Origin of the sequence: Chryseobacterium paridis, assembly GCF_016595215.1 — a bacterium.
In the GTDB taxonomy this organism is placed as follows: Bacteria; Bacteroidota; Bacteroidia; order Flavobacteriales; family Weeksellaceae; genus Chryseobacterium; species Chryseobacterium paridis.
In genome coordinates this window covers 2,120,549-2,145,069 of record NZ_JAENHK010000010.1, presented here as the reverse complement: position 1 = coordinate 2,145,069, position 24,521 = coordinate 2,120,549, and the positions used below count along the sequence as shown (strand labels likewise).

Below are 24,521 nucleotides of genomic sequence, written 5' to 3'. Positions count from 1 at the left end.
TTATTTTTTTAAGTCTTCTGTATTGGAAAATAGTTTATAAAGGTCTTGCTTTGAAGATGCTATCAGAAGATACCGCTTTAGGCTGTATTGTAGCACCGTCTTTTAAATTACCAAGCCCCTGATATACGATTTTATCGCCTACAGAAAGTCCGCTGGAAATAAAGTAATAGCTTTCTGTTTTTCCAGAAATAGTTATTGGTTTGCTTGTTACCTTTTTATCCTTTCCTAGGACATATACATATGTTTTATCTTGAATCTCAAAAGTAGATTCCTGTGGAATAACCAAAATATTGTTAAGAAGCTGAGGCATACGAACTCTTCCTGTATTTCCTGTTCTTAATGCTCCCTGAGCATTTGGGAATACAGCACGAACGCTGATTGCTCCGGTACTTTTATCAAACTGACCATCCACAATACTCATTTTTCCTTTCTCAGGATAAATGCTGTTGTCTGCAATTACCAATTCTACCATTGGCATATTTTTCAGTTTCTCTTCTAAAGAAGCTCCAGGATATTTATTTTGAAAAGCAATAAAATCCAATTCGCTTAGAGAGAAGTAAGCATATATTTCGCTGATATCAGATAATAAAGTCAAAGGATTTGGATCCGTTCTTGAAATTAAGCTTCCCTTTTTAAAAGGAATTCTTCCAATATAACCACTTACTGGTGCTGTAATAGTTGTAAATCCTACATTGATTCTTGCACTTCCAACAGAAGCCTGTGCTTGTGATGCTGCTGCAACTGCTGCTGCGTAATTGGCTTTTGCCGTTTTAAGTTGTACATCAGAAACTACTTTTGCAGCTACCAATGGCTGAAGTCTGTCAACCTCTACTTTGGCTTTCTGAATATTAGCGTTGGCAGCTTGTAAATTCGCCTGAGCCATATTCACTTGTTCACCATAAGCTCTCGAGTCAATTTTGAATAAAGGTTGTCCCGCTCTTACAAAAGCTCCTTCTTCTACATATATTTTATCCAGGTACCCATCTACCTGAGATCTGATTTCTACATTGTTTTTTCCTTCCAATGCAGTAGGGAATTCCTGATATGTTGTAGCTGGAGATGTAATTACAGTATAAACCGGTAATTCTGGTGCAGGAGGGGCCTGATTCGTATTTTCTGCGGCCTTACTGCAGTTCTGTAAAAGGATAATACTTGTTATAAGTAATAGAATCCTAATTGTTCCAGGTATTTTCATTAAAATTTAATTTGTTTTGTTAAGTTTTGAAAATTTAATAATGTTGTTTTTTTTAATAATTCATGTTATTTTTTCTAACGGTGTTAATGGTAAGTTCAAAAAAAATTACAGAATTATTAATAATAGAATTAGATCGTCATTTCCATAATCATAGATTTTTTTAATGTTGTTTTGAATATATAAAGGTGAGGTGTGTCGCGTTAAATTTACTAACAGTGTTAATGGCTTAAGTTGATGTTATGATACTAATTTGTAAAGCCTTTGAAATTCTTATTGGTTATTCTATTTAAAATGTTGGTTTAGACTTGCTATTTTTCCTAACAGTGTTAACATCTGGTTCAAAAAAAATTTACAAAGATTTAATAAAAGCCGAAACCGTTTCGTCCAATGTCGTTTTATTCATTGTTGCAGGAATATCAGAATTACGCATCATCATAATAGATATTAAACCATGTACTGCAGAGAATAATGCATGTGACATATGGCAGGCATTATCTGGATTAGAACCGTTTTTTATAATAATATTGTAGGTGCATTCGTAGATCATATCCTGAAATGATGAAAATTCTTCTTTCATTTGACCTTTACCACTACATTGCATTCCTAATCCAAACATTAATTGGTAATATTCCTTATTTTTAAAAGCAAATTTCCAATACGTATCTACAATAGCAGTCAATTGTTCTTCTGGAGTGTCATATTTCTTTTGAGCTTTTAATAATTCTTTGTGTAAAAGATTGAATCCATTTATAGAAATTTCAAATAAAATGGCTTCTTTATTTTCAAAGTAATCATAAACAACTGGTGCACTGTATTCAATCGCGTCGGCTATCTTCCTAATGGAAAGTGAAGCCCAACCCTCTGTTTTAGCCAAAGTGAAAGCCTCCTGCAAAATGTTTGCACGGATAGACTCCTTTTCTCTTTGACAACGTTCATGTAATCCCATGATATTTTTTTACTAACAGCGTTAGCAAAACTACGAAGATTAACTTATATCTTCCAAATAATTTCAAATAATATTTTAATTTTAACATTTAACGCAACTTTATAAAAGCGTAAATTGGACAATGATAAAAGAAACTTTATCTTTGTAGTCAAAGAAAATAAAGGATATGAATACTCCCTCAAATATGTTGGCATTAGGAACAAGAGCTCCTTTTTTTGAGCTTCCTAACCCGTCAAAAAGTAACGAAATTCAATCATTGGATGATCTGAAAGGAGAAAAAGGAACGTTGGTCATTTTTATGTGCAACCATTGTCCGTTTGTTCTTCATGTGATTGATAAGATTAATGAATTGTATGAAGATTATCAGGAAAAGGGAATTGAATTCATTGCAATCAATGCAAACAATATTGAAAAATATCCGGCAGACTCTCCTGAAAAGATGATCGAATTTCAGATTGAAAGAAACTTCGACTTTCCTTATTTATATGATGAGAGCCAAAGTATTGCAAGAGCTTATGATGCCGCATGTACTCCGGATTTTTATTTCTTCGATGATAAACTGGATCTTATTTACAGAGGGCAAATGGATGATTCAAGACCAGGAAATCATAAGGATGTAACAGGTGAAGATTTAATTATTGCATTTGAAAACCTTTTGTTGGGAGAACCACAGGAAGAGATTCAGAGACCGAGTATGGGTTGTAATATTAAATGGAAATAGTTTTTGAGTTGAAAATGGAAAATTGAAAATGTTTTTGGATATTTTTCTTTTTCAATAAATAATAGAATTATAGGGCTGTTCTTTTTTTTAGGACAGCTTTTTTTGTACTTCTAATTCTCTCGCAGATTGAGCAGATCTTTTTAAATGATTTAATGAATTGTGAATATAAAGAGGTTAGTATTAGCAATGTCATACAGAGCGAAGCGAAGTATCTTTTTTATACCTATATATTATATAATGATATATTTTGCTTGAAATTATTTGATTAAAAGAACCAAATTTTAAAACACCATCATCTGCTCAGCCAAATCATCGAGATCATAATATATCCATTTAAATATCTAAAAAGATTTCTGAACGACCTTTATCGGTGAATCCACACTTTCAATCTTATCATGTGATGCATTCTTAATAAACTCTGAAGGGGTCTTTTCAGTATATTTTTTAAACATCCTGTTAAAGTAAGTCACATTATTAAAACCACAACTGTAGCAGCATTCGGAGATACTTGTATCCTGAACCATTAATAGGCAGGCTTTATTAATCCGATAACGGTTGACAAATTCTGTAAAAGTGATTTGAGTTGCTTTTTTAAAAAAGTTGCAAAATGCTGGTAAAGTAAGATTGGCAAGTTTAGCAACATCTTCGATATTAATATCTTTATCATAGTTGTGCTCAACATAGGTGAATATATTTTCCAATCTTGCCTTATTTTTTGAAATAATGGTATAAGGCATAATCTCCTTATTTAAAAGATCATAATCTTTACGTGTTGAAAGTTCAAAAAGAATATCCAGTAATAACAGATACCTCTTGTAACCTTCGGATTCCAGCATTTTTTTGAGCTTGGGGAGCATGGCTTTTTTAGTGACTGCGCTGAAGTGAATTCCATATTTTGAAAGTTCCAGAAGGTTTTTAATAGACCGGGCTTCTATTTCTTGTTCAGGAAATTGCAGGATTTCTTCCCGAAACTGAAGCACTATTTCTTCATGCGGATCTATAGAGTTCAGACCAAATCCTGAATGAGGAATATTTGAGCCAATAAGAACAAGATCCCCATTAGTATAATTGCTTTTGTGATAGCCCACATGGCGGGTCCCACTTCCTGATACTACACATACCAATTCAATTTCTGGATGGTAATGATATTCCCATTTGAATTCAGAAATAGGGGAGTTATTGTGCAATGTTCGAAAGGAACTTTTCTCGCTAGGCATCACTCTTTCAAAACTAACTTTCATTAGATTAATGATATTTATAGTATAAAAATAATAATTATATTAATATAGTTCAAATATTTGTTTACTATGTTAAATTAACGTTAAGGCAAATGCTTCTATCTTAGCCACCAAGAAATTAATTTAATGCGAAATTTCAATATAAAAGCCATTCTATTTTTAAACTATTTTGTTTTTGCAATTCTTTTGAATTCGGTAGGAACAGTTATTCTACAGGTTCAGCAGAATTTCGGGATTTCAAAATCTTCTGCAAGTGTGCTGGAAGGATTTAAAGATCTTCCGATTGCAATATGTTCATTTATTCTGGCTTCATTTTTACCAAAAATTGGAATTAAAAATTCTATGCTAATTGCCCTTTTTCTGGTAAGCTGTATGTGTTTCGTGATGCCGTTTTCAAATGATTTCTGGTTCTTTAAATTGTTATTTGCTATTGTAGGAATTTCATTTGCGTTAATTAAGATCTCAGTTTTTACCTCTATTGGGCTTGTGACAAATACTGATAAGGAGCATTCCAGTTTTATGGGATTTCTGGAAGGGTTTTTTATGATTGGAGTATTAGCTGGAAACGTGCTTTTCAGTTTGTTTATAGATGACCATAATCCAAAATCTACCCATTGGCTGAATGTATATTGGGTATTAGGAGGTTTATCGACTCTGTCTTTTTTGTTTTTGTTTTTTTCTAAATTGAATGAGAAAGAAGCAAAAAGTGAAGCAACCGATCTTATAGGAGATATTAAAAACAGTGTAAGTTTATTCAGTTATAAAAAAGTATTATTCTTTTTAGTGTGTGCTTTTCTTTTTGTTTTGGTGGAGCAAAGTTTCCAAACCTGGACACCTACATTTTATAAAGAAATTCTGAAGTTACCCACTTCGATGAGTATACAGGCCGGAGCTGTTTTAGCCGGAGCTTTTGCATTGGGTAGGTTTTTATCCGGATTCTTTTCTAAGAAATTCAGTTGGATCTATGTAGTCTCTTTTTGTGTGATCGGTTTTGCTGTAAGCCTGTTGTTTGTTTTACCGTTGACTCATAATATTAGTATCAATACAAATACTACGTGGCTTAACGCTCCGATTGTGGTGTATTTATTTCCATTAATGGGAGGATTGTTAGCACCGATTTACCCAAGTATTAATTCCGTTATCCTGGCCTCGATACCAAAGTATCTGCACAGTGCGATGTCTGGATTGATCGTGGTTTTCTCAGCAATAGGCGGAACTATCGGTTCAATAATTACGGGTTTCGTATTTCAGGAATTCAGCGGACAACGCGCTTTTTATCTTTCGCTGATACCGCTTTCATTGCTTATTGTATCAGCGATCATTATGAATAAATTAAAAATAAACCCTAAAAAATAAAATGAATACACAACTCTATATTAAAGATATTCAGGCTCTTTTTGATGATGTTCAGAGATCTCAGATTTTCGAGGATCAAAAGATGATGACGGATGCTGTTCCTTTATTTTCAATAGCTGACATCAATGAAAAGTATGAAAGGGAAAAAGCTGCTGCAGGTTTTGATTTGAAAGCATTTGTGCTTGAGCATTTTGATTTTTTAGGAGCTAAAATTTCGATTCAAAGAGAACATCATTTACCAATTGGAGAGCATATAGAAAAGCTATGGGATGAACTTACCAGAACTTCATATGAAGAAAAAGGAACACTTTTAAAACTCCCAAAACCGTATGTCGTTCCTGGTGGGCGTTTCAATGAGTTTTTCTATTGGGATAGTTATTTCATCATGCTTGGATTACAGGTTTCAGGGAGAATTGAGATGATGAAGAATATTGTCGAAAACTGCTCATACCTTATTCAAAATGTCGGGTTTGTTCCGAATGCAAGCAGAACCCATTTTCTAAGCCGCTCACAACCCCCTTATTTTTCGTTGATGCTTGAATTGCTTGTAGAGACTACAGGTGATGAAAATCTTTACAGGGAATATCATGATACATTAGAAAAAGAATATCATTTCTGGATGAATGGGGAAGATGAACTGGATAATGATACGCAAAGTAAAAGGGTATTGAAAACTATTAACGGAGATATCCTGAACAGGTATTATGATGCTGAAAATACACCACGTCCGGAAAGTTATCTGATCGATATTGAGGATCATGAAAATGCTTCAGGGGAAGAATTTTATAGAAATATCAGAAGTGGATGTGAATCTGGCTGGGATTTTTCCAGTAGATGGTTTTCAGACGGAGAAACGATACAAACAATAGAAACCCTGAATATTGCTCAGGTTGATGTCAATTGCCTTTTATGGCATCTGGAAAAAACCTTAGCTACATCTTCAGGTCTCCAAAATCTTAAAGAAAAAGAAAATTATTTCAGTGAAAGAGCAGCGAAAAGGAGAAAGGTAATCGATATCTATTTTTGGGATAAAGAATCCAAAACATACAAAGATTATCATATTAAAAAACATAAAAATACAGCATCTGAACATATTGCTGCTCTTTATCCACTGTTTTTAGGTTTGGCTAATGAGGAACAGGCAAAGGCAGTTTCAGAAATTATTGCTGAAAAGTTTCTTTACAAAGGTGGACTTGTTACCACAACGAAGAAATCAGGTCAACAATGGGATCTGCCTAATGCATGGGCTCCCTATCAATGGCTTGGATTTATTTCCATGAAAAACTATGGCTTTACACAATTAGCTGATGAAATAAAAAATAACTGGTGCTCTAATGTCGAGAGAGTTTATAATAACACGGGCAAACTAATGGAAAAATACAATGCATTAGATAATGAAGCAATTGCCGGAGGGGGAGAGTACCCTAACCAGGATGGATTCGGTTGGACAAACGGAGTTTATTTAAAATTAAAACAATAATTAAAACTATAAGGGTATGAAAAACAAATCAATCTTTTTACTCGCGGGCGTTGCTACGCTATATTTTAATAATGCGTATGCACAGGAAACTGTTCAGGATTCTACCAGAACAGCATCCATTGATCAGGTTGTTATTACGGGTAACTCAAACCCGAAAAAGAAAATAGAGTCCAGTACAGCAATTTCTACGTTTAGTGCAAAAGAAATTCAGAAGCAGAATCCTATCAGTGCAGCTGCTTTATTACAAAGAGTTCCCGGTTTTGCGGTTGAAACTTCTGGTGGTGAGGTAGGAAATAACCTTTTTGCAAGAGGGATTCCGTCTGCCGGTGCTTACGAATTTGTACAGGTGCAGGAGGATGGTTTGCCGGTTTTTGAAGATGGAGCGTTGCAGTTTGCCAATGCGGACAATTTCTTCCGCGTTGATAATTCTGTAAGTAGATTAGAAGCGTTGAGAGGAGGTTCAGGATCTATTTATGCCAATAACTCTCCTGGTGGACTTATCAATTTTATTACAAAAGAAGGAAGTAATACTTTCAGAGGAACTGCTAAATTGGAAACCAGTACATATGGACTTATGCGTACGGATGTGAATGTAGGTGGAGCTCTGGTTCAGGACAAATTGTTTTTTAATGTAGGAGGTTTTTACAGAACTGATAACGGAATTAGAAAAACTGGATTTAATGCTAATAATGGCGGTCAGATCAGAATGAATTTAAAGTATGTCTTTGATAAAGGTTATGCTAAAGTATATTACAAAAAGCTGGATGACAGAAATACCTTTTTCCTGCCCATTCCTTTATTGCAAGATGGGAATAAGCTAAAAGAATTCCCTGGATTCAATGCTAACTACGGAACGTATAGTTACAGAACAATAGGACAACTTAATATCCCTCAGGCCGGAGGAGGATTCTTCAGCAGAAATCTTGAAGATGGTATTCATCCAAAGGTTGACGTTGTAGGGGCAGAATTTAAATATGATCTTGGAAATAACTTTACTGTTTTAAATAAAACAAGGTATACCAATATCAATATGAACTATACTGGTATTTTCCCGGCGGGTGGGCCACAATTATCCAGTGCTTTTGCAAATAGTAATGGTATAGCAGGAAACAATTACCAATATTCTTTGGTGAGTAATGGTGCTATTGTAAATCCACAATATGTACAGAAATTAGGATTCTGGGCTATTGATAAACAGATGAATAATTTCGTTAATGATTTACAATTCAATTATAAATTTGATAAAGGAAATGTAACAGCTGGGTTTTATAAATCCAACTGGAAATCACATCAATACTGGAACTGGAGTAATATTTTAACGACAGCTACAGACAGACCTCAACTTCTTAATTTAGTAGATACCTCATTAAGCCCAACCGATGTTGGATATTCTAAAACCTATAATGGAGTTACAAATATGTCCTTCCTGACCAGAGATTCTCAGATTCAGGGAAGCTTAAATGACGTTTATTTAAATCTGGATTATAATATTACCGATGACCTAAGTTTTAATGGAGGGATTCGTTACAGCCGCGATTATTATAAAGGATATGGTGTAAATACAACTACCGGCAATCTTAATAATTCAGGGCTAACAACAGATGGAACCCACAGTTTTGCAACGACTACTGCTGATGACAATATGTCTGTGCTAGGGAACAAATACACTTACTGGTATTACGATATTAATAAAGTATCGTTTACGGTTGCCTCCAATTATAAGATCAATAGTGAGAATGCAGTGTATGCTCGTTTTTCTAATGGTTTCAGATCTCCTAACGAAGAATCGTACTATAATAATATGGCAGATTTAAGCCAAATCAAACCGGTACAAACTAATCAGCTGGAAATCGGTTACAAGTATTATACACGAACATTTGATATTGGAATAATTCCTTTTTATTCAACGCTTAAAAACCTTTCATTTACTGATGTATATTCCGATGGAACTTCTGAAAATAAATTTGCAAACACAACCAATATGGGGGTGGAGCTTGAAGGGTTTGCAAGATTATTTAATAATTTATTGGAGCTGTCATTTAATGGTACTTTCCAGAATCCGAAATATAAAGATTTCACAGGTCGAAATGGTGATGGAACAACATTCGATTATGATGGTAACCAGGTAAGAAGAATCCCTAAATTCTATTTTAATATTTCACCTGCTGTCAATATTACCAAACAATGGAGAGCATACGTAAGTTATAATTATTACGGAAAACGATTCCAGGATGAGGCGAATAGTGATAAAAACATTTTACCTTCATTCAGTGAGGTGGGTGCAGGAACTTCTTATCAGCTAGGAAAAATACGTTTTGCTATCGATGGAACCAATATCTTCAATACTATTGGTATTACTGAAGGAGATCCAAGATCACCACTATCAGGAACAGGAGATATAAGAATGGCAAGACCAATTATGGGTGCTGCTGTGAGAGGATCTATTACTCTGGATTTCTAAAAGCTATTTCTTTAAAAAAAACCGTCAGAATCTTCTGACGGTTTTTTTATTTTTTGACTATCATCTCTGTCATTCAGAATGCAACGAAGTGGAATGAAGAATCTACAAGAGAACAAGAGATTTCTCCTATCGTCGAAATGACATGACTGTTATTTTGGTGTTATGAAACATTACGTTCAATAGGTTTAGATTCTTGCAGAATGACAAAAGTTGTAGATCATTTGATCCCTCATCTCAAACCTCGAACCTCGCATCTCGCAACTCGAACCCCGCAACTCGCAACCCGAATCTTATAACTATCATCCAGTAAACTAATAACTAATAACTAATAACTAATAACTAGCAACCGCAACCCGAATCTCTACTCTTACCTCAGAAACGGATTATACTGCTTCTCAAAACCTATACTCGTTGGATTTCCATGCCCCGAGAAGACCTGAGTTTCATCATCCAGTACGAAAAGCTTAGTTTTAATTCCATTAATTAATTGATCGTAATTTCCTTTATATAAATCAGTTCTTCCAATACTTCCTTCGAATAGAACGTCTCCTGAAATCATGAATTTTTGATTCTCGTTGTGGAAAATAATACTTCCGGGAGAATGGCCGGGAACATGATATATTTTGAATTTCTCACCATCAAAATCTAATTCATCGCCTTCATTGATGTATTCAACATCTACTTTTACAGGATCGATGTTTATCCCGAATCTCATTCCGCTCATTTGGAGCATATCCAGTATTTCCTGATCTGCCTGATGCATATGGATGGGAAGCTTAAAAGTATCATGAGCCCATTGTAGACCGAAAACGTGATCAATATGAGCGTGGGTAAGAAGTATTTTCTGGATTTTTAATTCATTGTCTTTGATGAAATTGCTGATCAGGTTAGTCTCTTGCTCATTCATATTTCCTGGATCGATTAGCCAGGCGTTTTTATTTTCGTTGTAGAGGATATAGGTATTTTCGCTTGCAAAATTGAATACGAAAGCTTGAATCTGAAGCATATTCTGATTGTTTTTTTGCCAAAAATACGATATTCTTAAGAAAGTGATGATTTTTCGTTACCTTCGTCATAATGAAAACTTTGCGAATATTATTACTTTCTCTAGGTGGATTGGTTTTTGGACAAAACATCCAAAGCATCCAGCTATTCAATCCACAAACGAATGATGAAACTCCGGTGATCAACTTTAATCAGACATTGGTTTTAAGTTTTGATGACCTTACGAATGCAAGTGAGATTTATCGTTATACCATAAAGCACTACGACCGAAACTGGAATGATGACAATCTTTTCTTTACAGAAATAGCGAATGGAAGCTTAAATGCCTTATTGGATAAATTCGAATATTCATTTAATACACTTCAGGCTTATACACATTATAAGTTGGTATTTCCCAATGAGAAAATACAACCCAAAATTTCAGGGAATTTTGAGATTATTGTGTATAAAGATTCTGCAGAAAAGCCACTTTTCAAAAGGAGATTTTATGTAGTTGAAGATAATATTTCTTTGGCTCTTAATGTATCCAGAATAACAGACAAAAATCCTAATATTAATCAAAGAGTAGAGGTGCAGGCTGTAGCGAAAGGAAATGATTTATCATCTAATGTCAATTCAATAAGTTTGAATGTGATGCAGAATAATAATTTCAATGTGTCTGTTAACAATTTAAAGGCAAGCTCTACCCTTGGAAATAAGCTACTTTTTCAACAAATGAATCTGGCATTTCCGGGAAATAATGAGTTTTATTATTTTGATAATAAGAACATGAATATGGCTGCTGATATGGTTCGTGCAACAGAAGTGAAAGATGGGGTAAACCAAACATATTTGCATCCTGTATGGGCTTTTCCTTTGAATTATCAATATCAACCCGATGTAAATGGAGCTTATTATTTCAGAAGAAATGATTTGGGACTTGAAAGGAATGCGGAAAGGGAAGCTGATTATTCGTGGGTATATTTTTCTCTGGATTCAGATCCGGTGGATAAAGAAATTTATGTTTTGGGAGGGTTTAATAATTTTATTCCAAGCAAAGAAAATCAGATGCAATACGATGCGGCTGCTAAAAAGTATGTTGCTAAAATATTTTTAAAACAAGGATTCTACAACTATATTCTCGCTACTAAAGAAAGTAACGGAACATTAAATTTTGGCGAAGTGAATGGGAACTTCTGGCAAACAGAAAATTTGTATCAGGCCTTTTTATATTATACTCCTTTTGGGAGAAATTATGATGGTCTGATGGGCTACGGAGAGTTCAGAACTCCCATCGGAAAATAGAAAACATAGGATTTTTATTAAAAATTCAATAAAAGAAGATAAAATTACATTTACGTAAAAAATATGCAAAGCTATCTCATCGAGATGGCTTTTTGCTTTGTAAGGCTTATAAATAAAGAGATATTCGATTATTTTCATTTGTTTAGTCTACTAAAATAGTATGCTATACATAATGAAAGAATTTAATTCACTATAACATGAATTTCAGTGAAATTTATTAATTAAAAAGTAGTTGTGTGATTAAATAATGGTTAAATAATTTCTTTTATTTCGAAATAATCATTGTATTTTATTTACCATTTCAATGTATAAATTGAATAATATTTACATAATTAATCTTTTTATTGTGAAAAGTTTATAAATTTGTTTCCACATCAAACAAATATTTTTATGAAAACAAAATTTATCTTAGTGGCAAGTGTTGCCGCTTGCTCTTTCGTTTTTGGGCAAGACAAACCATCAAAACTAATTTCCGGTAAAGACGGATTACACGCAGAATTTTTGAGATTTGATAAAAATGGACCTTCTTTCCAGGAAAGTCCCCTTTTATTCGATGAGGTTTCTCAAAGATATGTTCCGGGTGAGGCCCGTAAATTAGGTGTTGAAAAAGACCAATTGGGTTTTGAGACTCATAGATTCCAGCAGACAGTGAATAATATTCCTGTAGAATATGGAATGATGGCTGTTCAAACTAAAGGAGGTAAGGTGGTAGGAGAAACCGGAAAATGGATTCTTAAAGTTCCTGAAAAGGTTGAGAAGCAAGCTAATATTTCTGAAAGTATAGCGCTTCAAAATGCCCTGTCTTTTGTTGGGGCAGATTCATATAAATGGCAAAATAAGCAAGAAGAGGATTTCATTAAGAGAGAATCTAATGATCCTAATGCAAGCTTTACTCCAAAAGGAGAGCTTGTGTATTTCTCAGACCCTACGGACGATAAACTTCGGGATCTGCAATTGGCTTATAAATTTGATATTTATGCTGAAAAACCACTAAGCAGACAATACGTTTTTGTAGATGCTAAGAGTGGAAAAATATTGGGAACAAATGCTATCATTCATGATGTAAATGCTCCTGGAACGGCCACTACGGGTTACAGTGGAAACAGAAGTATTGTGGCAGACTCATATAACGGAAGTTATAGATTGAGAGAAACCGGAAGAAATGCCGGAACAGGTTCAGGAACTGCTGTGGAAACCTATAATTTGAAAAAAGGAACCAGTTATTCATCTGCTGTAGATTTTACGGATACGGATAACAATTGGAATAACGTCAATTCAAATAAAGATCAATATGCTACAGATGCCCATTGGGGTGCAGAAATGACGTTGGATTATTACTATGCAAAATTTAACAGAAAGAGTATTGATAATAATAATTTTGCTATAAAATCTTATGTTCATTATTCTACTAATTACACCAATGCATTTTGGGATGGCTCCAGAATGACATATGGTGATGGTGCATCTACTACTACTGGTGGATTGCCACTAACTGCCTTGGATGTTTGTGGACATGAAATTACTCACGGGATGACTTCTAAAACGGCTAATCTTGCTTACCAAAGGGAGTCAGGAGCATTGAATGAAGGCTTCTCTGATGTATTTGGAAATTCAATAGAACTTTGGGCGAGACCTTCACAGGCAAGCTGGAAATTAGGAGAAGACTTTAATTATGTAATAAGAGATATGTCTAACCCTAATGCGTATCGTCAGCCGGATACTTATAAAGGAACATATTGGAAAGATGCAAGCAGCTCTTGTACTCCTCAGGGAAATCCTAATTTACCTGGATATAATGATTCTTGTGGGGTTCATACCAATTCAGGAGTTCTTAATTTCTGGTATTATTTATTGGTAGCAGGTGGAACAGGAACCAATGATAATGGTTTTGCCTACAATGTTTCCGCAATAGGCCTGGATAAAGCAGGAGCTATTGCTTACAGAACATTGACTTCTTATCTTACTTCTTCGTCTAATTATGCCAATGCAAGAACTTCTTCTTTACAGGCAGCAGCAGATCTTTACGGTACGGGTAGTAATGAAGTAACACAGGTAACCAATGCATGGAATGCTGTAGGTGTTGGTGGAGGTACATCTTCTGCCGGACGTGTGGCTACTGAACCAAGTGCTACTCTATTTACGATCAGTCCAAATCCGGCAACAGACAGATTCACTGTAACATTTGAAGGAAAAGCAGGAAATGGAGTAGTAGAAGTGGTAAGCTTAACAGGTAAAAGAGAAATCTCTGAAAAAGTTGAACTTACAGATGGGGTAAATAAACTTGGGTTACAACTTCCATCTACAATGCTTCCTGGAGTATATGTGATTGTAGTAAACGGACAGAAAGCAGGAAACTTAATTAAAAAATAATTCTTTAATATATTTATATTAGAAAGGACACAAGTATTTCTTGTGTCCTTTCCTTATTTATTTGAGAAGATTTTATACGAAATAAAATTCATTCAGTTTTTCTTCACATAGCGTTTTTACAACTTCAATCCATCGATCTTCATCATTTAAACATGGGATATAATGGAAATTCTCACCACCTCCGTGTAAAAACTGCTCTTTACCTTCCACTGAAATTTCTTCTAAAGTTTCAAGGCAATCTGAAACGAAAGCGGGACAAACGATGGCTAAATTTTTTATTCCTTTTTTAGGAATTGTTTCCAATGTTTCATCGGTGTATGGTTCTATCCATTTATCCTTTCCTAATCTGGATTGGAAAGAAACAATGGTTTTTTCTTTAGGTAATCCCATTTTTGCAATCACCGTTTCTGTTGTTTTGTAACACTGATGTCTGTAGCATCGGGCATTATGTGCTTCTATCTTGCTGTTGATACAATTGGCATCATCTATTTTACATGTGTTGGATGGATCCGTTTTGTAGATATGTCTTTCCGGAACACCATGATAAGAGAATTGTAGGGCATCAAAATTTTCAGGAAGTTTTTCTTTGATGCTTTCAGCTAAACAATTGATATAAATTTCTCTATCGTAAAAAGGCTGAATATAATTGATTTTTACAGTCGGGAATTTTTTCTTTCTTACCTCTTCAGCTTTCTCAATGACCGTCTCCGTTGTACTCATTGCATATTGTGGATACAATGGGAAAAGAACAATTTCAGTAACTCCCTGATCAACTAGTTTTTGAATCCCTGCTTCAATACTCGGTTGCGCATAACGCATTCCGATTTCTACAGGAACATCTACCAGTTTTTGTAATTTCTTCTGGATTTTTTCAGTAATGACAACCAATGGCGAACCTTCATCGGTCCATACTGTTTTATAGGCTTCAGCAGATTTTGCTGGTCTTGTATTGAGAATGATACCACGAACCAAAAGGGCTCTGAAAATCCATCGATAATCAATTACCTTCTCATCCATTAAAAACTCATCAAGATATTCCTTTACATCTTTTACCTCCGTAGATTTGGGTGAACCAAGATTTACCAGTAAAATTCCTTTATTAGCCAATATTTTAAATTTTAATTATGAAATAGAATTTTCGAAATTCAGTATCAAGTTTTTTACTTTAACAAAGGTATTACTTTCAATAATACCATCATGATCAACTTTGCCTTTTATTCCTTTTATAAGCAATTGATGATCATCTTTCACAGAGGCTCCGAGAGTTTTTAAAATTAATAATAACTCTTCATGGCCTTTTTCTCCATTGGCTGCTGCAGTAATTACAGCAGTAGGTTTTTCAGAGAAAACCGTAGTGGAGACACACCATTCCAGGATGTTTTTTAATCCACTGGGAATGCTGAAAATATATTCTGGTGTGGAAAATATAACACCTGCTGAGGTTTTAATATCTTCTCGGATGTTTAAAATTTCAGCAGGTGTATTGTGGTCTGTTAATTCTGTATTGAAATGTGGGAAAATAGAAAGATCATCATATATTTTGAAATCAATATTATCATTAACTTCTATGGCCTGCTGTATCAATCTCCCGTTACTGGAGTTTCTTGTAGCACTACCAATGATTATTACGATGCTCTTTCTTAGGGACATTTATTATCCGTTTACAGCTTCCACTCTTTCTACTAAATCAGGAACGAATTGTTTTAAAATATTTTCGATCCCATTCTTCAATGTAGCTGTAGAACTTGGACATCCCGAACAAGCACCTTGTAAAAGCATTTTAGCTGTTTTACTGGACTCATCATATTCCATTAAAGAAATTTTTCCACCATCGTTTTCTACTGCAGGAGCTACATATTCATTTAATATATCAGAAATCTTTTGCTCATCATCCGTATAATCTCTATTGATGATTTTTTCCACAGGATTTTCATGTTTCTGTGGTTCAATAGTAGAGATCTCTCCACCATTTTGAAGGTATTCAGCAATAAATCCACGTACTACCATCATTACCTGATGCCATTCTACAGAATCATTTCTTGTTACAGCAACGAAATTATCTGAGATAAATACCTCCTTCGCAAAATCAAACTCTTTAAAAATAGCTTCTGCTAAAGGAACTCCATCCGCTTCAGTTCTTGATTTTACTTCTACAAAACCTTCCAATAATAATTTACTGGAAACAAACTTCATTACATTTGGATTGGGAGTCATTTCTGCATAGATCTGATACATTTCCTTTTTCTTCTGAAGGTAAATTCTTGGATTAGCAAGTAATTCGTCTTCAATTACATTTTTCAGACTTTCAGCAACATGTTCCCATTCAATGGTATCTTGTTTTGCTACAGCAACAAAATTAGCTGTAACAAAAATTCTTTCTACAAACGGATAATTAAAAAGTTCCTGAGCAAGAGGAATTTCTGAAATATCTGAACTTCTGTCCAACTCAAGAGAACCTGGAATCAAGTTGTAGTCAGCAACAAATTTCATCACTTTTGGGTTTTCTGTTGGCTCTATAAGTATCTTACGCATTTTTTCGTTAAATTTGAGATACAAAAATACGCAATTAGAAGTTAGAAGTTGAATCGAAGCAGTTAGATTTTTGCTATCGCTGTAATTTAAAAATAGTGACTGAACTTATTTACTTTTCGAATTAGCTCATTTTCAAAATATCAAATTAAAAATATGGCACTTATAAAAGAACTTTTAGGCAAAACACCACAAATCGGAGAGAATACTTTTCTTGCAGAAACGGCTACCATCATTGGAGATGTTACAATGGGAAAAGAATGCAGTGTTTGGTATAACGCAGTAATAAGAGGGGATGTGAATTACATCAAAATGGGTGATAAAGTAAATGTACAGGATAATGTTATGTTGCACTGTACGTATGAGAAGTTTCCTTTAGTAATCGGAAATAATGTTTCCATCGGGCATAATGCAATTGTACATGGATGTACAGTTGAGGATAATGTTTTAATTGGAATGGGGGCTATTGTTATGGATGATTGCCTCGTTGAAGAAAATTCAATCATTGGGGCGGGTTCTGTTGTTACTCAGGGAACTCACATCAAATCGGGAGAAGTTTGGGGTGGTGTTCCTGCAAGAAAGATCAAGGATATTTCATCACAGCTGTTAGAAGGAGAAGTGAACAGAATTGCAGATAATTATGTGAAATACTCTTCGTGGTATAAAGAATAATGTTCTATTGTTTATAAATAAAAAAGTTCTGTCAGTCGGCAGAACTTTTTTTTAAGAATCCTTAGTGATAAACTCCTGGTCGAGTTTAGTGTATTATATAGGTTTATTTATTGTCCGGCATATATGAGTTCTGCCTTTCCATTATTACATTGTATTCCTTGGGGTTCTGCAATCACAGAACAATCTGAAGTTATGCCATATTTGGTGTTGAAATCAGCCTCCCTTTTATTGTAATCTTCTATTTTGGGTAAGATTTGATCTTCCATTGTTTTAGGATAGGCAATGTAGGATTTTGGACCACCACATGCTTTAGATCCTATTGGTGCTGATTTCCAATCATCAGGATTAGTACATTTTTCTTTTGCGATTTCAGATTCTATGGCAGATTTTATTTTTTCCAATTGAACTTCATCATACTTCTTGCTGTTTTCATCAGCTGGTCTTTCTGAAATATCTTTTGGTAAATTATCGGTGACATTTTTTGTTCCACAAGAAACTAAAGCCAGTGTTAAGCATAGTGTTATCGCAGAAATTTGCGTTTGTACTTTTCTCATATTAGTTTTTCCCTTTAAAAAACGGACTCAAAAGTTATGCCATAAGACGGTTTTCAAATTCATTTTCCGTAATTTTGGCAGCGATGAACAATCATTTTTTTGACATAATAGAACATACCAACAGAAGTGTTTTCCTTACAGGAAAAGCAGGGACAGGTAAAACGACTTTTCTTAACGATTTTGTAAAAAGAACAAAGAAAAAATACATTGTAATTGCACCTACAGGAATTGCTGCCATAAATGCTGGGGGAGTGACCATTCATTCGATGTTTGGTTTACCACTTCGGACTTTTCTGCCAACTACTGACAGAATAGATGGAAGCTTAGCGAATAATATTGCTGACCTGATGCATCATTTTAAATATCGGAAAGATAAGCTTAAGCTTTTAAGAGAGGTAGAGATCATCATCATTGATGAGGTTTCTATGTTAAGAGCTGATGTTTTGGATATGATGGATTTTTCCTTACGGTTTGTGAGGAGAAATAATCAGAGATTTGGTGGTGTTCAGATGTTGTTCATTGGAGATCTTTATCAGCTTCCGCCTGTAGTGAGAGATGAGCATGTTTTAAAGCAATATTATCAGTCTCCTTTCTTTTTTGACAGTCTTGCCATTAAGGAAATCCCTTTGATCACCATTGAATTAACAAAGGTGTATAGGCAGTCTGACCAGGAGTTTTTAGAAATTTTGAATGCTATCCGGGATGGAGATGTTGCTAATATTGATTTTGATCATCTCAATGAACGATATGATCCTGATTTTGAAACAGGGCAGGATTCTTATGTCTATTTATGTTCTCATAATAAGATGGCAGATGAGATCAATCAGCAGAAACTTGGAGAAATAAAAGTGGATGCCAATACCTATGAAGCTAAACTTTTCGGAGAATTTAAAGAAAATCAATTTCCCAATGAGCAGTTTTTGGAATTAAAAATTGGAGCTCAGGTGATGTTTATCAGAAATGATATTTCTCCGGAGAAAAAGTATTTTAATGGAAAGCTTGCTGAAATTATTGGATTGGATGAAAACGAGATCCGTGTTGTTTTAGAAGGAAGTGAAAGAGAGATCACAGTAAAAAGAGAAGTCTGGGAACAGAAGAAGTATTTTCTTGATACCGATAAAAATATTAAAGAGGAAGTTCTGGGAAGCTTTGAACAGTTTCCGATTAAGCTGGCGTGGGCCGTGACTATTCACAAAAGTCAGGGATTAACTTTCGATAAGGTAATTATTGACGCAGGAAAAAGTTTTACTGCAGGGCAGGTATATGTTGCATTATCCCGTTGCAGAACGTTGGAAGGAATTATTTTGAAATCTAAAATAACTCCTGAAGTAATATTTAAGGATAATAGAATTCTTCAGTTCCAGGGTGATACTTTTGCTAATGATCATGTTGAAGATATTTTAAATAAAGAAAAATACGATTACAGCATCAAAAAAGTACTTCGTACTTTGGATAGTCTTTGGTTCTTAAAAGAAGTTGAAGATTGGAATAATCTTTCTATCACGACAAAAAGCATCGATCATGTAAAAACCAAGCAGCTTTATATTCAATTAAAACATGAGATCGTACAGCTTGGAAAGATCTTTGGGAAATTAGAGCGGATCCTGACTCAGAAAATAGGATTTTTTGTTGATAAGAAAGAGGAATGGTCTGAAATTGAAAGCAAAGCAAAAGGAGCAGTTAATTTCTTTTTCACAGAAATTCGGGATAAAGTTTTCAATCCTTTAAAAGAATTTTATGCTGAAATAAAGGGAGCAAAGGGATTAAAACAATATAACGAAGAATTTAAAAGCTGGCTGGAAGATATCGAAGAATATTTAAATGGATTGAAAGATGTACACTTGCTGGAAACTAAGCTTTTAGATGAAAAAAATGATAAGGAAGTTAATTTGAAAATAGCCAAAGTTCCTTCTCAGGTGCTTACTTTTCAATTATTTGAACAGGGGAAAACAATCGGAGAAATCTCCTTGGAAAGAGGACTGGTGAAAGAAACCGTAATCGGTCACTTAGCAAAATTTGCAGAACAAGGATTGTTGGATATTTCAAGAGTGATTACCTCTGATAAGATCAAAGCTTTTGAAACAGAGTTTTATAAAAATCCTCATGAAACCCTTACGGAATGGAAGAGTGCTTTACCAAATGATTTTGAGTTTAATGAAATTAGGATCTTGATCAATCATTATAATTATAAAAAAGGAAAGAATTCTTAAAAATTCTTTCCTTAAATTATATGATAAACCTTTTATAAATTAAGGATACATAGAATTGATCGTATTCAGATCCCCAGTTGTAAAGCCGGTTCTGTTATAGGTAAAATTAGTGCCATTTGCTCTTTTGATAGTGGGTTGCCCATTTTTAGAGTAGGAATTTGGCCAATACATCATTACGGAATTGATATTGAAAGGACCTATATCTGTTCCCGAATTATAAATATCGAAATTATAGGCCTGTCCATTTTGAATATTATTCCACTGGATACTTACATATTGATCTCTGTCTTTACGGCAATGTTCGTGGTAAAGTCCCACAGTATGGCCCATTTCATGAATGACAGACGCTAAATCGATATTTTGATCCAAAGAAATATTCTGTTTTCCACCTTGATATCCTATATGAGCCCATCCATCATATCCTGATGAGCTTCCAAAAATAAATTCCACATAATTAGTTTGATTAGTTCGGGGAATCCACTGGGTATTGGTTTTATTATTATATTCATTAACGGCATTGGTAATTTTATTTGCATTAATAGAACCCATGTTGCTGGCAACGGTATAATAGATTTTACCTGATGGCCATCTTGAAAGAGTAGCTCCTCCTTTATTATGAGATTCATTTCCTGCTAACTGTTCATCAGAAAGTACAATATCTCCCTGGAAAAAATTCATTCCATTTTTTCTTTCGTAGGTAATGGCTTGGCCTCCCAATTGTCCCTTTTTAATGTTTTGAGAATTGATGGAATTAGTTTGTGCTTCCTCCATAATTCCTTCGTTCTTATCACAAGAAGCCAGGGTAAGGACTGTTATAAAACTCAAAAGAATTTTTTTTTGTGGCCATACTTTCTGGAGTAAGCCATTTAGGTTTTTGTTCATAATAATACTTTTTGGTGTTGAAATTTAAGTTCTTATACAAATATAACATTTTATTTCTCTTATATATGAATTATTAATAATGAAAATCTAAAATTTTTGATAATTAGTTGTTTTGTTTCAGTGATTTAAAAAAGAGACTGATGATGCAATGAAAAACTTAGAGCAAATTCTTTTTTATATATCTCTGCTTACTTACAAAAGATATCTTTAAGATTTAAAATTTTTCAATAGTTTTTGCCTGAAATAGGCAATCAGACTTATCAATTACAAAAAGTAACTAATACAATTTTTATGTATTAAATTTGTTTGATTTTTTAGAACTTAAATTCATAATATGAAATCTGTAAGTAAGCTTTCATATTACCTAAAAAAATAATTTCTCAATATGAAAAATTTTGAAATATCTGTTTTAGATCTTGCTCCAGTAAAGCAAGGGAAAAGCATTCATGATACCTTTCAGGACAGTTTGTCCTTAGCAAACCATGCAGAAAATCTTGATTATAAAAGATTTTGGCTTGCAGAACATCATAATATGGCTAGCATTGCCAGCTCTGCGACGTCCGTTCTTATCGGTTTTATCGCCAATGGAACTAAGAAAATAAGAGTAGGTTCAGGAGGGGTTATGCTTCCAAACCATAGTTCTTTGGTTATCGCTGAGCAATTTGGAACCTTGGAATCTCTTTTTCCCGGAAGGATCGATCTTGGTTTGGGAAGAGCTCCCGGAACAGATGGTATTACTGCGCAAGCATTAGGAAGAAATCCTGCTATTATTAATGAGCAGTTTCCAAGACAGATTTTAGAATTACAAAAATATTTTTCTAAAGAAAATTCTGAATCTCTGGTTCGTGCTATTCCCGGTGAAGGACTGGATATTCCATTATACATTCTTGGATCAAGTACAGATAGTGCTTGGCTTGCTGCAGAATTAGGACTTCCTTATGCTTTTGCCGGACATTTTGCTCCGGAGCAAATGGAAATGGCTTTTAATATTTACAGAGAACATTTCGAGCCTTCAAAACATTTAGATAAACCTTATATTTTAGCCTGTGTAAATGGAACAGCAGCTGAAACTTCGGAAGAAGCCCATCAACTATCCACCACATTATTTCAGGCATTTCTTAATATTATCAGAAACGATAGAAAGCCATTTGCTCCACCAGTTGCTGATATGGATGATATATGGTCTCCAATGGAAAGATCTGCTGTTTTACAAAAACTGAGATATAGTTTTATTGGCAATCAATCTGAGGTAGAGGAAAAGATGAAAAGTTTTCAGGAGAAGTTTAATGTAGACGAACTGATCATCAATTCTCATATTTATGATCATCAGAAAAGACTTGATTCTTATAAGATTTTCAGAAAAGCTAAAGACTCTTTAATCAAAGCATAACAAACCATTTATATTAATTGGCAGATGCCTATTTTTATAAGTATCTTTGCAAAAATTTAAAGTAAAAATGTCTGATATTAAATTAAATACTATTCCTGAGGCTATTGATGACCTTAAAAATGGTAAAATAATCATAGTAGTAGATGATGAGAACAGAGAGAATGAAGGTGATTTTCTTTGTGCTGCTGAGCTTACGACTCCTGAACTGATCAATTTTATGGCTGTTCATGGTAGAGGGCTTATCTGTATGCCTCTTCCTGAGAAGAGATGTGATGAGCTAGGCCTGGATATTATGGTAAGCAGAAGCAGTGATCCAAAAGAAACAGCTTTTACAGTTTCTGTTGACCTTTTAGGAAACGGAACTTCTACTGGTATTTCTGCTGGTGACAGAGCTAAAACAATTCTTGCTTTGATGGATGATAAATCCAAACCAACTGACTTCATGAGACCAGGACATATTTTTCCGCTTCGTGCAAAAAAGGGAGGAGTATTAAAAAGAGCAGGACATACTGAAGCAGCTATAGATCTTACCCATTTAGCAGGATTAAAAGAGGGTGGTGTTATTTGTGAAATCATGAACGAAGATGGAACAATGTCTCGTCTTCCTGATTTATATGCATTTGCTCAAAAGCATGATATGAAGATTGTTTCTATTGAGGATCTTATTCATTATCAGCTTAAAAAAGGAAATCTTGTTGACAGAATTGAAGAGAGAAAAGTAAAAACTCATTATGGAGAATTTGATTTTTATGCTTTCAGAGAGACTTCTAATGAGCAGATTCATTTTGTATTGACAAAAGGAGCATGGACTGTAGATGAGCCTGTATTGGTGAGAGTTCAGTCTTCTGATTCTTATTTTGATGTATTGACAAGGCTAAATAATGGTGAAACTCCTTTATTGGAGAAAGTAACTAAAATGATCAATGAAGAAGGAAAAGGGGTTATTATCTTTATTAATAACGTTTCCAATTCTGAAAATACATTAAAGAAATTACAACAATTTTTGGACTACCAGGCTGGTCAGCAACAGCATCCTACTTTAGCTTATAACTATAGAGACTATGGTATCGGGACTCAGATTTTGAAAAATTTAGGAATCAATAAATTTAAAGTATTGACTCAAAATCCAGATGTAAAACCTCAGGTGGGTGGTTACGATGTAGAAGTTACAGAAATGGTTCAGTTATAGAATCATGAATTTAATAATATAAAAAATGGCTTGAGTATATCAAGCCATTTTTATTTCGTCAAAATTTCTGAAACCATTCAGGAAATCTTTAATATTCATTCTTTTTTTGCCTTCCAACTGGAGTTCTAATGGCTCGTAGATTCCGTCTTCGGTATATATTTTAAAAGTATTTTTAGATATTTCTAATGTTCCTGTTGCTTTGTCGTGATTTAAAATTTCGAATTTACCTCCGAATATTTTTAGTCCTTTATCTTCTTCTCCAATTTTCAAAGTTGTAAAAGCTGCTGGGTAAGGAGACATTCCAAGTATGAACTGATGAATTGTTTTCGATGGAGCATTCCAGTTGATTTTAGTATCCTCTTTAAAGATTTTAAAAGCATTTTTAGGATGTTCAACGTTTGGCTGCGGTCTTTCTTTAATAGAATCTTCAGCAAGCCCATCAAGAGTGCTTACAATGAGTTCAGAACCAATATTCATTAACCGGTCATGAAGACTTCCGACATTTTCGTCAGGTAAGATCTCTAATTCCTTCTGAAGTAAAATATTTCCTTCATCTATTTTCTCATTAATGAAAAATGTAGTCACTCCTGTTTTCTCTTCACCGTTGATTACAGCATAATTAATAGGTGCTGCACCTCTGTAATCGGGAAGGAGAGAAGCATGAAGGTTGAATGTTCCTATTTTAGGCATTTCAAAGAGAACTTTAGGCATCATTCTAAAGGCAACCACCACAAAAACATCTGCATCGAGCTCTTTTATCTGCTGTAGAAATTCCGGATTTCTTAATTTTTCTGGTTGAAAAACAGCAAGATTATTTTCATCTGCATATATTTTTACAGGAGATTGGTGGATTTTCTGGCCACGTCCGCTTGCTTTATCAGCAACTGTTATCACGCCTACCACTTCATGATGAGATTGATGGATAGCTTCTAATGCAGTTTTTGCAAACTCAGGAGTACCCAGGAAAACGACTTTCAATGATTTCATAATACAAAGATAGGGTTTTAGGTGAAAGTTGAAAATGGAAAGAGTACAGTTG

Annotated in this window: 20 protein-coding genes; 10 read left to right on the top strand and 10 right to left on the bottom strand. The window is 34.3% G+C overall.

The features are described from left to right. Positions 1-34: 34 nt before the first annotated feature. Both JHL15_RS19190 and JHL15_RS19185 read right to left on the bottom strand, forming a co-directional pair. Complete coding sequence (locus JHL15_RS19190; RefSeq protein WP_200248379.1) at positions 35-1,195, bottom strand: efflux RND transporter periplasmic adaptor subunit; 1,161 nt, start codon at positions 1,193-1,195, stop codon at positions 35-37. A 349-nt stretch (positions 1,196-1,544) separates the two neighbouring features. Beyond that, positions 1,545-2,141: a TetR/AcrR family transcriptional regulator gene (locus JHL15_RS19185; protein ID WP_200248377.1), complete on the bottom strand. Its 597-nt coding sequence runs from the start codon at positions 2,139-2,141 to the stop codon at positions 1,545-1,547. Positions 2,142-2,307: 166 nt separating this feature from the next. Here JHL15_RS19185 and JHL15_RS19180 point away from each other — a divergent pair, with 166 nt between their 5' ends. After that, positions 2,308-2,862, top strand: coding sequence for a thioredoxin family protein (locus tag JHL15_RS19180; protein ID WP_200248375.1), 555 nt, complete (start codon positions 2,308-2,310; stop codon positions 2,860-2,862). Positions 2,863-3,203: 341 nt separating this feature from the next. Here JHL15_RS19180 and JHL15_RS19175 read toward each other — a convergent pair whose 3' ends face one another. Continuing rightward, positions 3,204-4,103, bottom strand: a complete 900-nt coding sequence (locus tag JHL15_RS19175) for an AraC family transcriptional regulator (protein ID WP_200248373.1) — start codon at positions 4,101-4,103, stop codon at positions 3,204-3,206. A 123-nt stretch (positions 4,104-4,226) separates the two neighbouring features. On the opposite strand from JHL15_RS19175, the gene JHL15_RS19170 reads away from it, so the two are divergent. From JHL15_RS19170 to JHL15_RS19160, 3 genes are read left to right on the top strand one after another with little or no spacing between them, the layout of a single operon-like run. Further along, positions 4,227-5,456, top strand: coding sequence for an MFS transporter (locus JHL15_RS19170; protein ID WP_200248371.1), 1,230 nt, complete (start codon positions 4,227-4,229; stop codon positions 5,454-5,456). Position 5,457: 1 nt separating this feature from the next. Further along, positions 5,458-6,936, top strand: a complete 1,479-nt coding sequence (locus JHL15_RS19165; protein WP_200248369.1) for a trehalase family glycosidase — start codon at positions 5,458-5,460, stop codon at positions 6,934-6,936. Positions 6,937-6,952: 16 nt separating this feature from the next. Then, positions 6,953-9,397 carry a TonB-dependent receptor gene (locus JHL15_RS19160; protein WP_200248367.1) on the top strand — a complete coding sequence of 815 codons (2,445 nt, stop codon included), beginning with the start codon at positions 6,953-6,955 and terminating at the stop codon, positions 9,395-9,397. 367 nt (positions 9,398-9,764) lie between these two features. Here the strand turns inward: JHL15_RS19160 and JHL15_RS19155 are convergent, their stop codons facing one another. After that, positions 9,765-10,403 (bottom strand): MBL fold metallo-hydrolase, encoded by a 639-nt coding sequence (locus JHL15_RS19155; protein ID WP_200248365.1) that lies wholly within the window; start codon positions 10,401-10,403, stop codon positions 9,765-9,767. Between the two features lie 71 nt (positions 10,404-10,474). Here JHL15_RS19155 and JHL15_RS19150 point away from each other — a divergent pair, with 71 nt between their 5' ends. Both JHL15_RS19150 and JHL15_RS19145 read left to right on the top strand, forming a co-directional pair. Beyond that, positions 10,475-11,686 carry a type IX secretion system plug protein gene (locus JHL15_RS19150; RefSeq protein WP_200248363.1) on the top strand — a complete coding sequence of 404 codons (1,212 nt, stop codon included), beginning with the start codon at positions 10,475-10,477 and terminating at the stop codon, positions 11,684-11,686. Between the two features lie 390 nt (positions 11,687-12,076). Then, the gene (locus tag JHL15_RS19145; protein ID WP_200248361.1) at positions 12,077-14,056 is read left to right on the top strand and encodes a M4 family metallopeptidase; all 1,980 of its coding nucleotides are present in this window, start codon (positions 12,077-12,079) and stop codon (positions 14,054-14,056) included. A gap of 72 nt (positions 14,057-14,128) precedes the next feature. Here the strand turns inward: JHL15_RS19145 and hemH are convergent, their stop codons facing one another. From hemH to JHL15_RS19130, 3 genes are read right to left on the bottom strand one after another with little or no spacing between them, the layout of a single operon-like run. Beyond that, complete coding sequence (gene hemH / locus JHL15_RS19140) at positions 14,129-15,163, bottom strand: ferrochelatase (RefSeq protein WP_200248359.1); 1,035 nt, start codon at positions 15,161-15,163, stop codon at positions 14,129-14,131. A 15-nt stretch (positions 15,164-15,178) separates the two neighbouring features. After that, complete coding sequence (locus JHL15_RS19135; RefSeq protein ID WP_200248357.1) at positions 15,179-15,706, bottom strand: NADPH-dependent FMN reductase; 528 nt, start codon at positions 15,704-15,706, stop codon at positions 15,179-15,181. Between the two features lie 3 nt (positions 15,707-15,709). Then, a complete protein-coding gene (locus JHL15_RS19130; protein WP_200248355.1) occupies positions 15,710-16,588 on the bottom strand; it encodes a NifU family protein in 879 nt (292 codons plus the stop codon). A gap of 153 nt (positions 16,589-16,741) precedes the next feature. Here JHL15_RS19130 and JHL15_RS19125 point away from each other — a divergent pair, with 153 nt between their 5' ends. After that, complete coding sequence (locus JHL15_RS19125; protein ID WP_200248353.1) at positions 16,742-17,257, top strand: gamma carbonic anhydrase family protein; 516 nt, start codon at positions 16,742-16,744, stop codon at positions 17,255-17,257. 107 nt (positions 17,258-17,364) lie between these two features. Here the strand turns inward: JHL15_RS19125 and JHL15_RS19120 are convergent, their stop codons facing one another. Continuing rightward, positions 17,365-17,811: a hypothetical protein gene (locus JHL15_RS19120; RefSeq protein ID WP_200248351.1), complete on the bottom strand. Its 447-nt coding sequence runs from the start codon at positions 17,809-17,811 to the stop codon at positions 17,365-17,367. Between the two features lie 83 nt (positions 17,812-17,894). Here JHL15_RS19120 and JHL15_RS19115 point away from each other — a divergent pair, with 83 nt between their 5' ends. Then, positions 17,895-20,021 (top strand): helix-turn-helix domain-containing protein, encoded by a 2,127-nt coding sequence (locus JHL15_RS19115; RefSeq protein ID WP_200248349.1) that lies wholly within the window; start codon positions 17,895-17,897, stop codon positions 20,019-20,021. Between the two features lie 39 nt (positions 20,022-20,060). Here JHL15_RS19115 and JHL15_RS19110 read toward each other — a convergent pair whose 3' ends face one another. Continuing rightward, on the bottom strand, positions 20,061-20,903 hold the full coding sequence (locus tag JHL15_RS19110) for a M12 family metallopeptidase (protein WP_200248348.1): 843 nt from the start codon (positions 20,901-20,903) through the stop codon (positions 20,061-20,063). A 385-nt stretch (positions 20,904-21,288) separates the two neighbouring features. On the opposite strand from JHL15_RS19110, the gene JHL15_RS19105 reads away from it, so the two are divergent. Further along, the gene (locus tag JHL15_RS19105; protein ID WP_200248346.1) at positions 21,289-22,293 is read left to right on the top strand and encodes an LLM class flavin-dependent oxidoreductase; all 1,005 of its coding nucleotides are present in this window, start codon (positions 21,289-21,291) and stop codon (positions 22,291-22,293) included. A gap of 67 nt (positions 22,294-22,360) precedes the next feature. After that, on the top strand, positions 22,361-23,482 hold the full coding sequence (gene ribB / locus JHL15_RS19100) for a 3,4-dihydroxy-2-butanone-4-phosphate synthase (protein ID WP_200248345.1): 1,122 nt from the start codon (positions 22,361-22,363) through the stop codon (positions 23,480-23,482). 39 nt (positions 23,483-23,521) lie between these two features. Here ribB and fmt read toward each other — a convergent pair whose 3' ends face one another. After that, the gene (gene fmt, locus JHL15_RS19095) at positions 23,522-24,469 is read right to left on the bottom strand and encodes a methionyl-tRNA formyltransferase (RefSeq protein ID WP_200248343.1); all 948 of its coding nucleotides are present in this window, start codon (positions 24,467-24,469) and stop codon (positions 23,522-23,524) included. Positions 24,470-24,521 lie beyond the last annotated feature (52 nt).

Coding starts and splice junctions, on each gene's coding strand:
- JHL15_RS19185 (WP_200248377.1), bottom strand. CDS start 2,141: ATGGGATTACATGAACGTTGTCAAAGAGAAAAGGAGTCTATCCGTGCA.
- JHL15_RS19155 (WP_200248365.1), bottom strand. CDS start 10,403: ATGCTTCAGATTCAAGCTTTCGTATTCAATTTTGCAAGCGAAAATACC.
- JHL15_RS19170 (WP_200248371.1), top strand. CDS start 4,227: ATGCGAAATTTCAATATAAAAGCCATTCTATTTTTAAACTATTTTGTT.
- JHL15_RS19190 (WP_200248379.1), bottom strand. CDS start 1,195: ATGAAAATACCTGGAACAATTAGGATTCTATTACTTATAACAAGTATT.
- JHL15_RS19110 (WP_200248348.1), bottom strand. CDS start 20,903: ATGAACAAAAACCTAAATGGCTTACTCCAGAAAGTATGGCCACAAAAA.
- JHL15_RS19165 (WP_200248369.1), top strand. CDS start 5,458: ATGAATACACAACTCTATATTAAAGATATTCAGGCTCTTTTTGATGAT.
- JHL15_RS19130 (WP_200248355.1), bottom strand. CDS start 16,588: ATGCGTAAGATACTTATAGAGCCAACAGAAAACCCAAAAGTGATGAAA.
- JHL15_RS19175 (WP_200248373.1), bottom strand. CDS start 4,103: ATGAAAGTTAGTTTTGAAAGAGTGATGCCTAGCGAGAAAAGTTCCTTT.
- JHL15_RS19145 (WP_200248361.1), top strand. CDS start 12,077: ATGAAAACAAAATTTATCTTAGTGGCAAGTGTTGCCGCTTGCTCTTTC.
- JHL15_RS19105 (WP_200248346.1), top strand. CDS start 21,289: ATGAAAAATTTTGAAATATCTGTTTTAGATCTTGCTCCAGTAAAGCAA.
- JHL15_RS19115 (WP_200248349.1), top strand. CDS start 17,895: ATGAACAATCATTTTTTTGACATAATAGAACATACCAACAGAAGTGTT.
- fmt (WP_200248343.1), bottom strand. CDS start 24,469: ATGAAATCATTGAAAGTCGTTTTCCTGGGTACTCCTGAGTTTGCAAAA.
- ribB (WP_200248345.1), top strand. CDS start 22,361: ATGTCTGATATTAAATTAAATACTATTCCTGAGGCTATTGATGACCTT.
- JHL15_RS19180 (WP_200248375.1), top strand. CDS start 2,308: ATGAATACTCCCTCAAATATGTTGGCATTAGGAACAAGAGCTCCTTTT.
- JHL15_RS19160 (WP_200248367.1), top strand. CDS start 6,953: ATGAAAAACAAATCAATCTTTTTACTCGCGGGCGTTGCTACGCTATAT.
- JHL15_RS19135 (WP_200248357.1), bottom strand. CDS start 15,706: ATGTCCCTAAGAAAGAGCATCGTAATAATCATTGGTAGTGCTACAAGA.
- JHL15_RS19150 (WP_200248363.1), top strand. CDS start 10,475: ATGAAAACTTTGCGAATATTATTACTTTCTCTAGGTGGATTGGTTTTT.
- JHL15_RS19125 (WP_200248353.1), top strand. CDS start 16,742: ATGGCACTTATAAAAGAACTTTTAGGCAAAACACCACAAATCGGAGAG.
- JHL15_RS19120 (WP_200248351.1), bottom strand. CDS start 17,811: ATGAGAAAAGTACAAACGCAAATTTCTGCGATAACACTATGCTTAACA.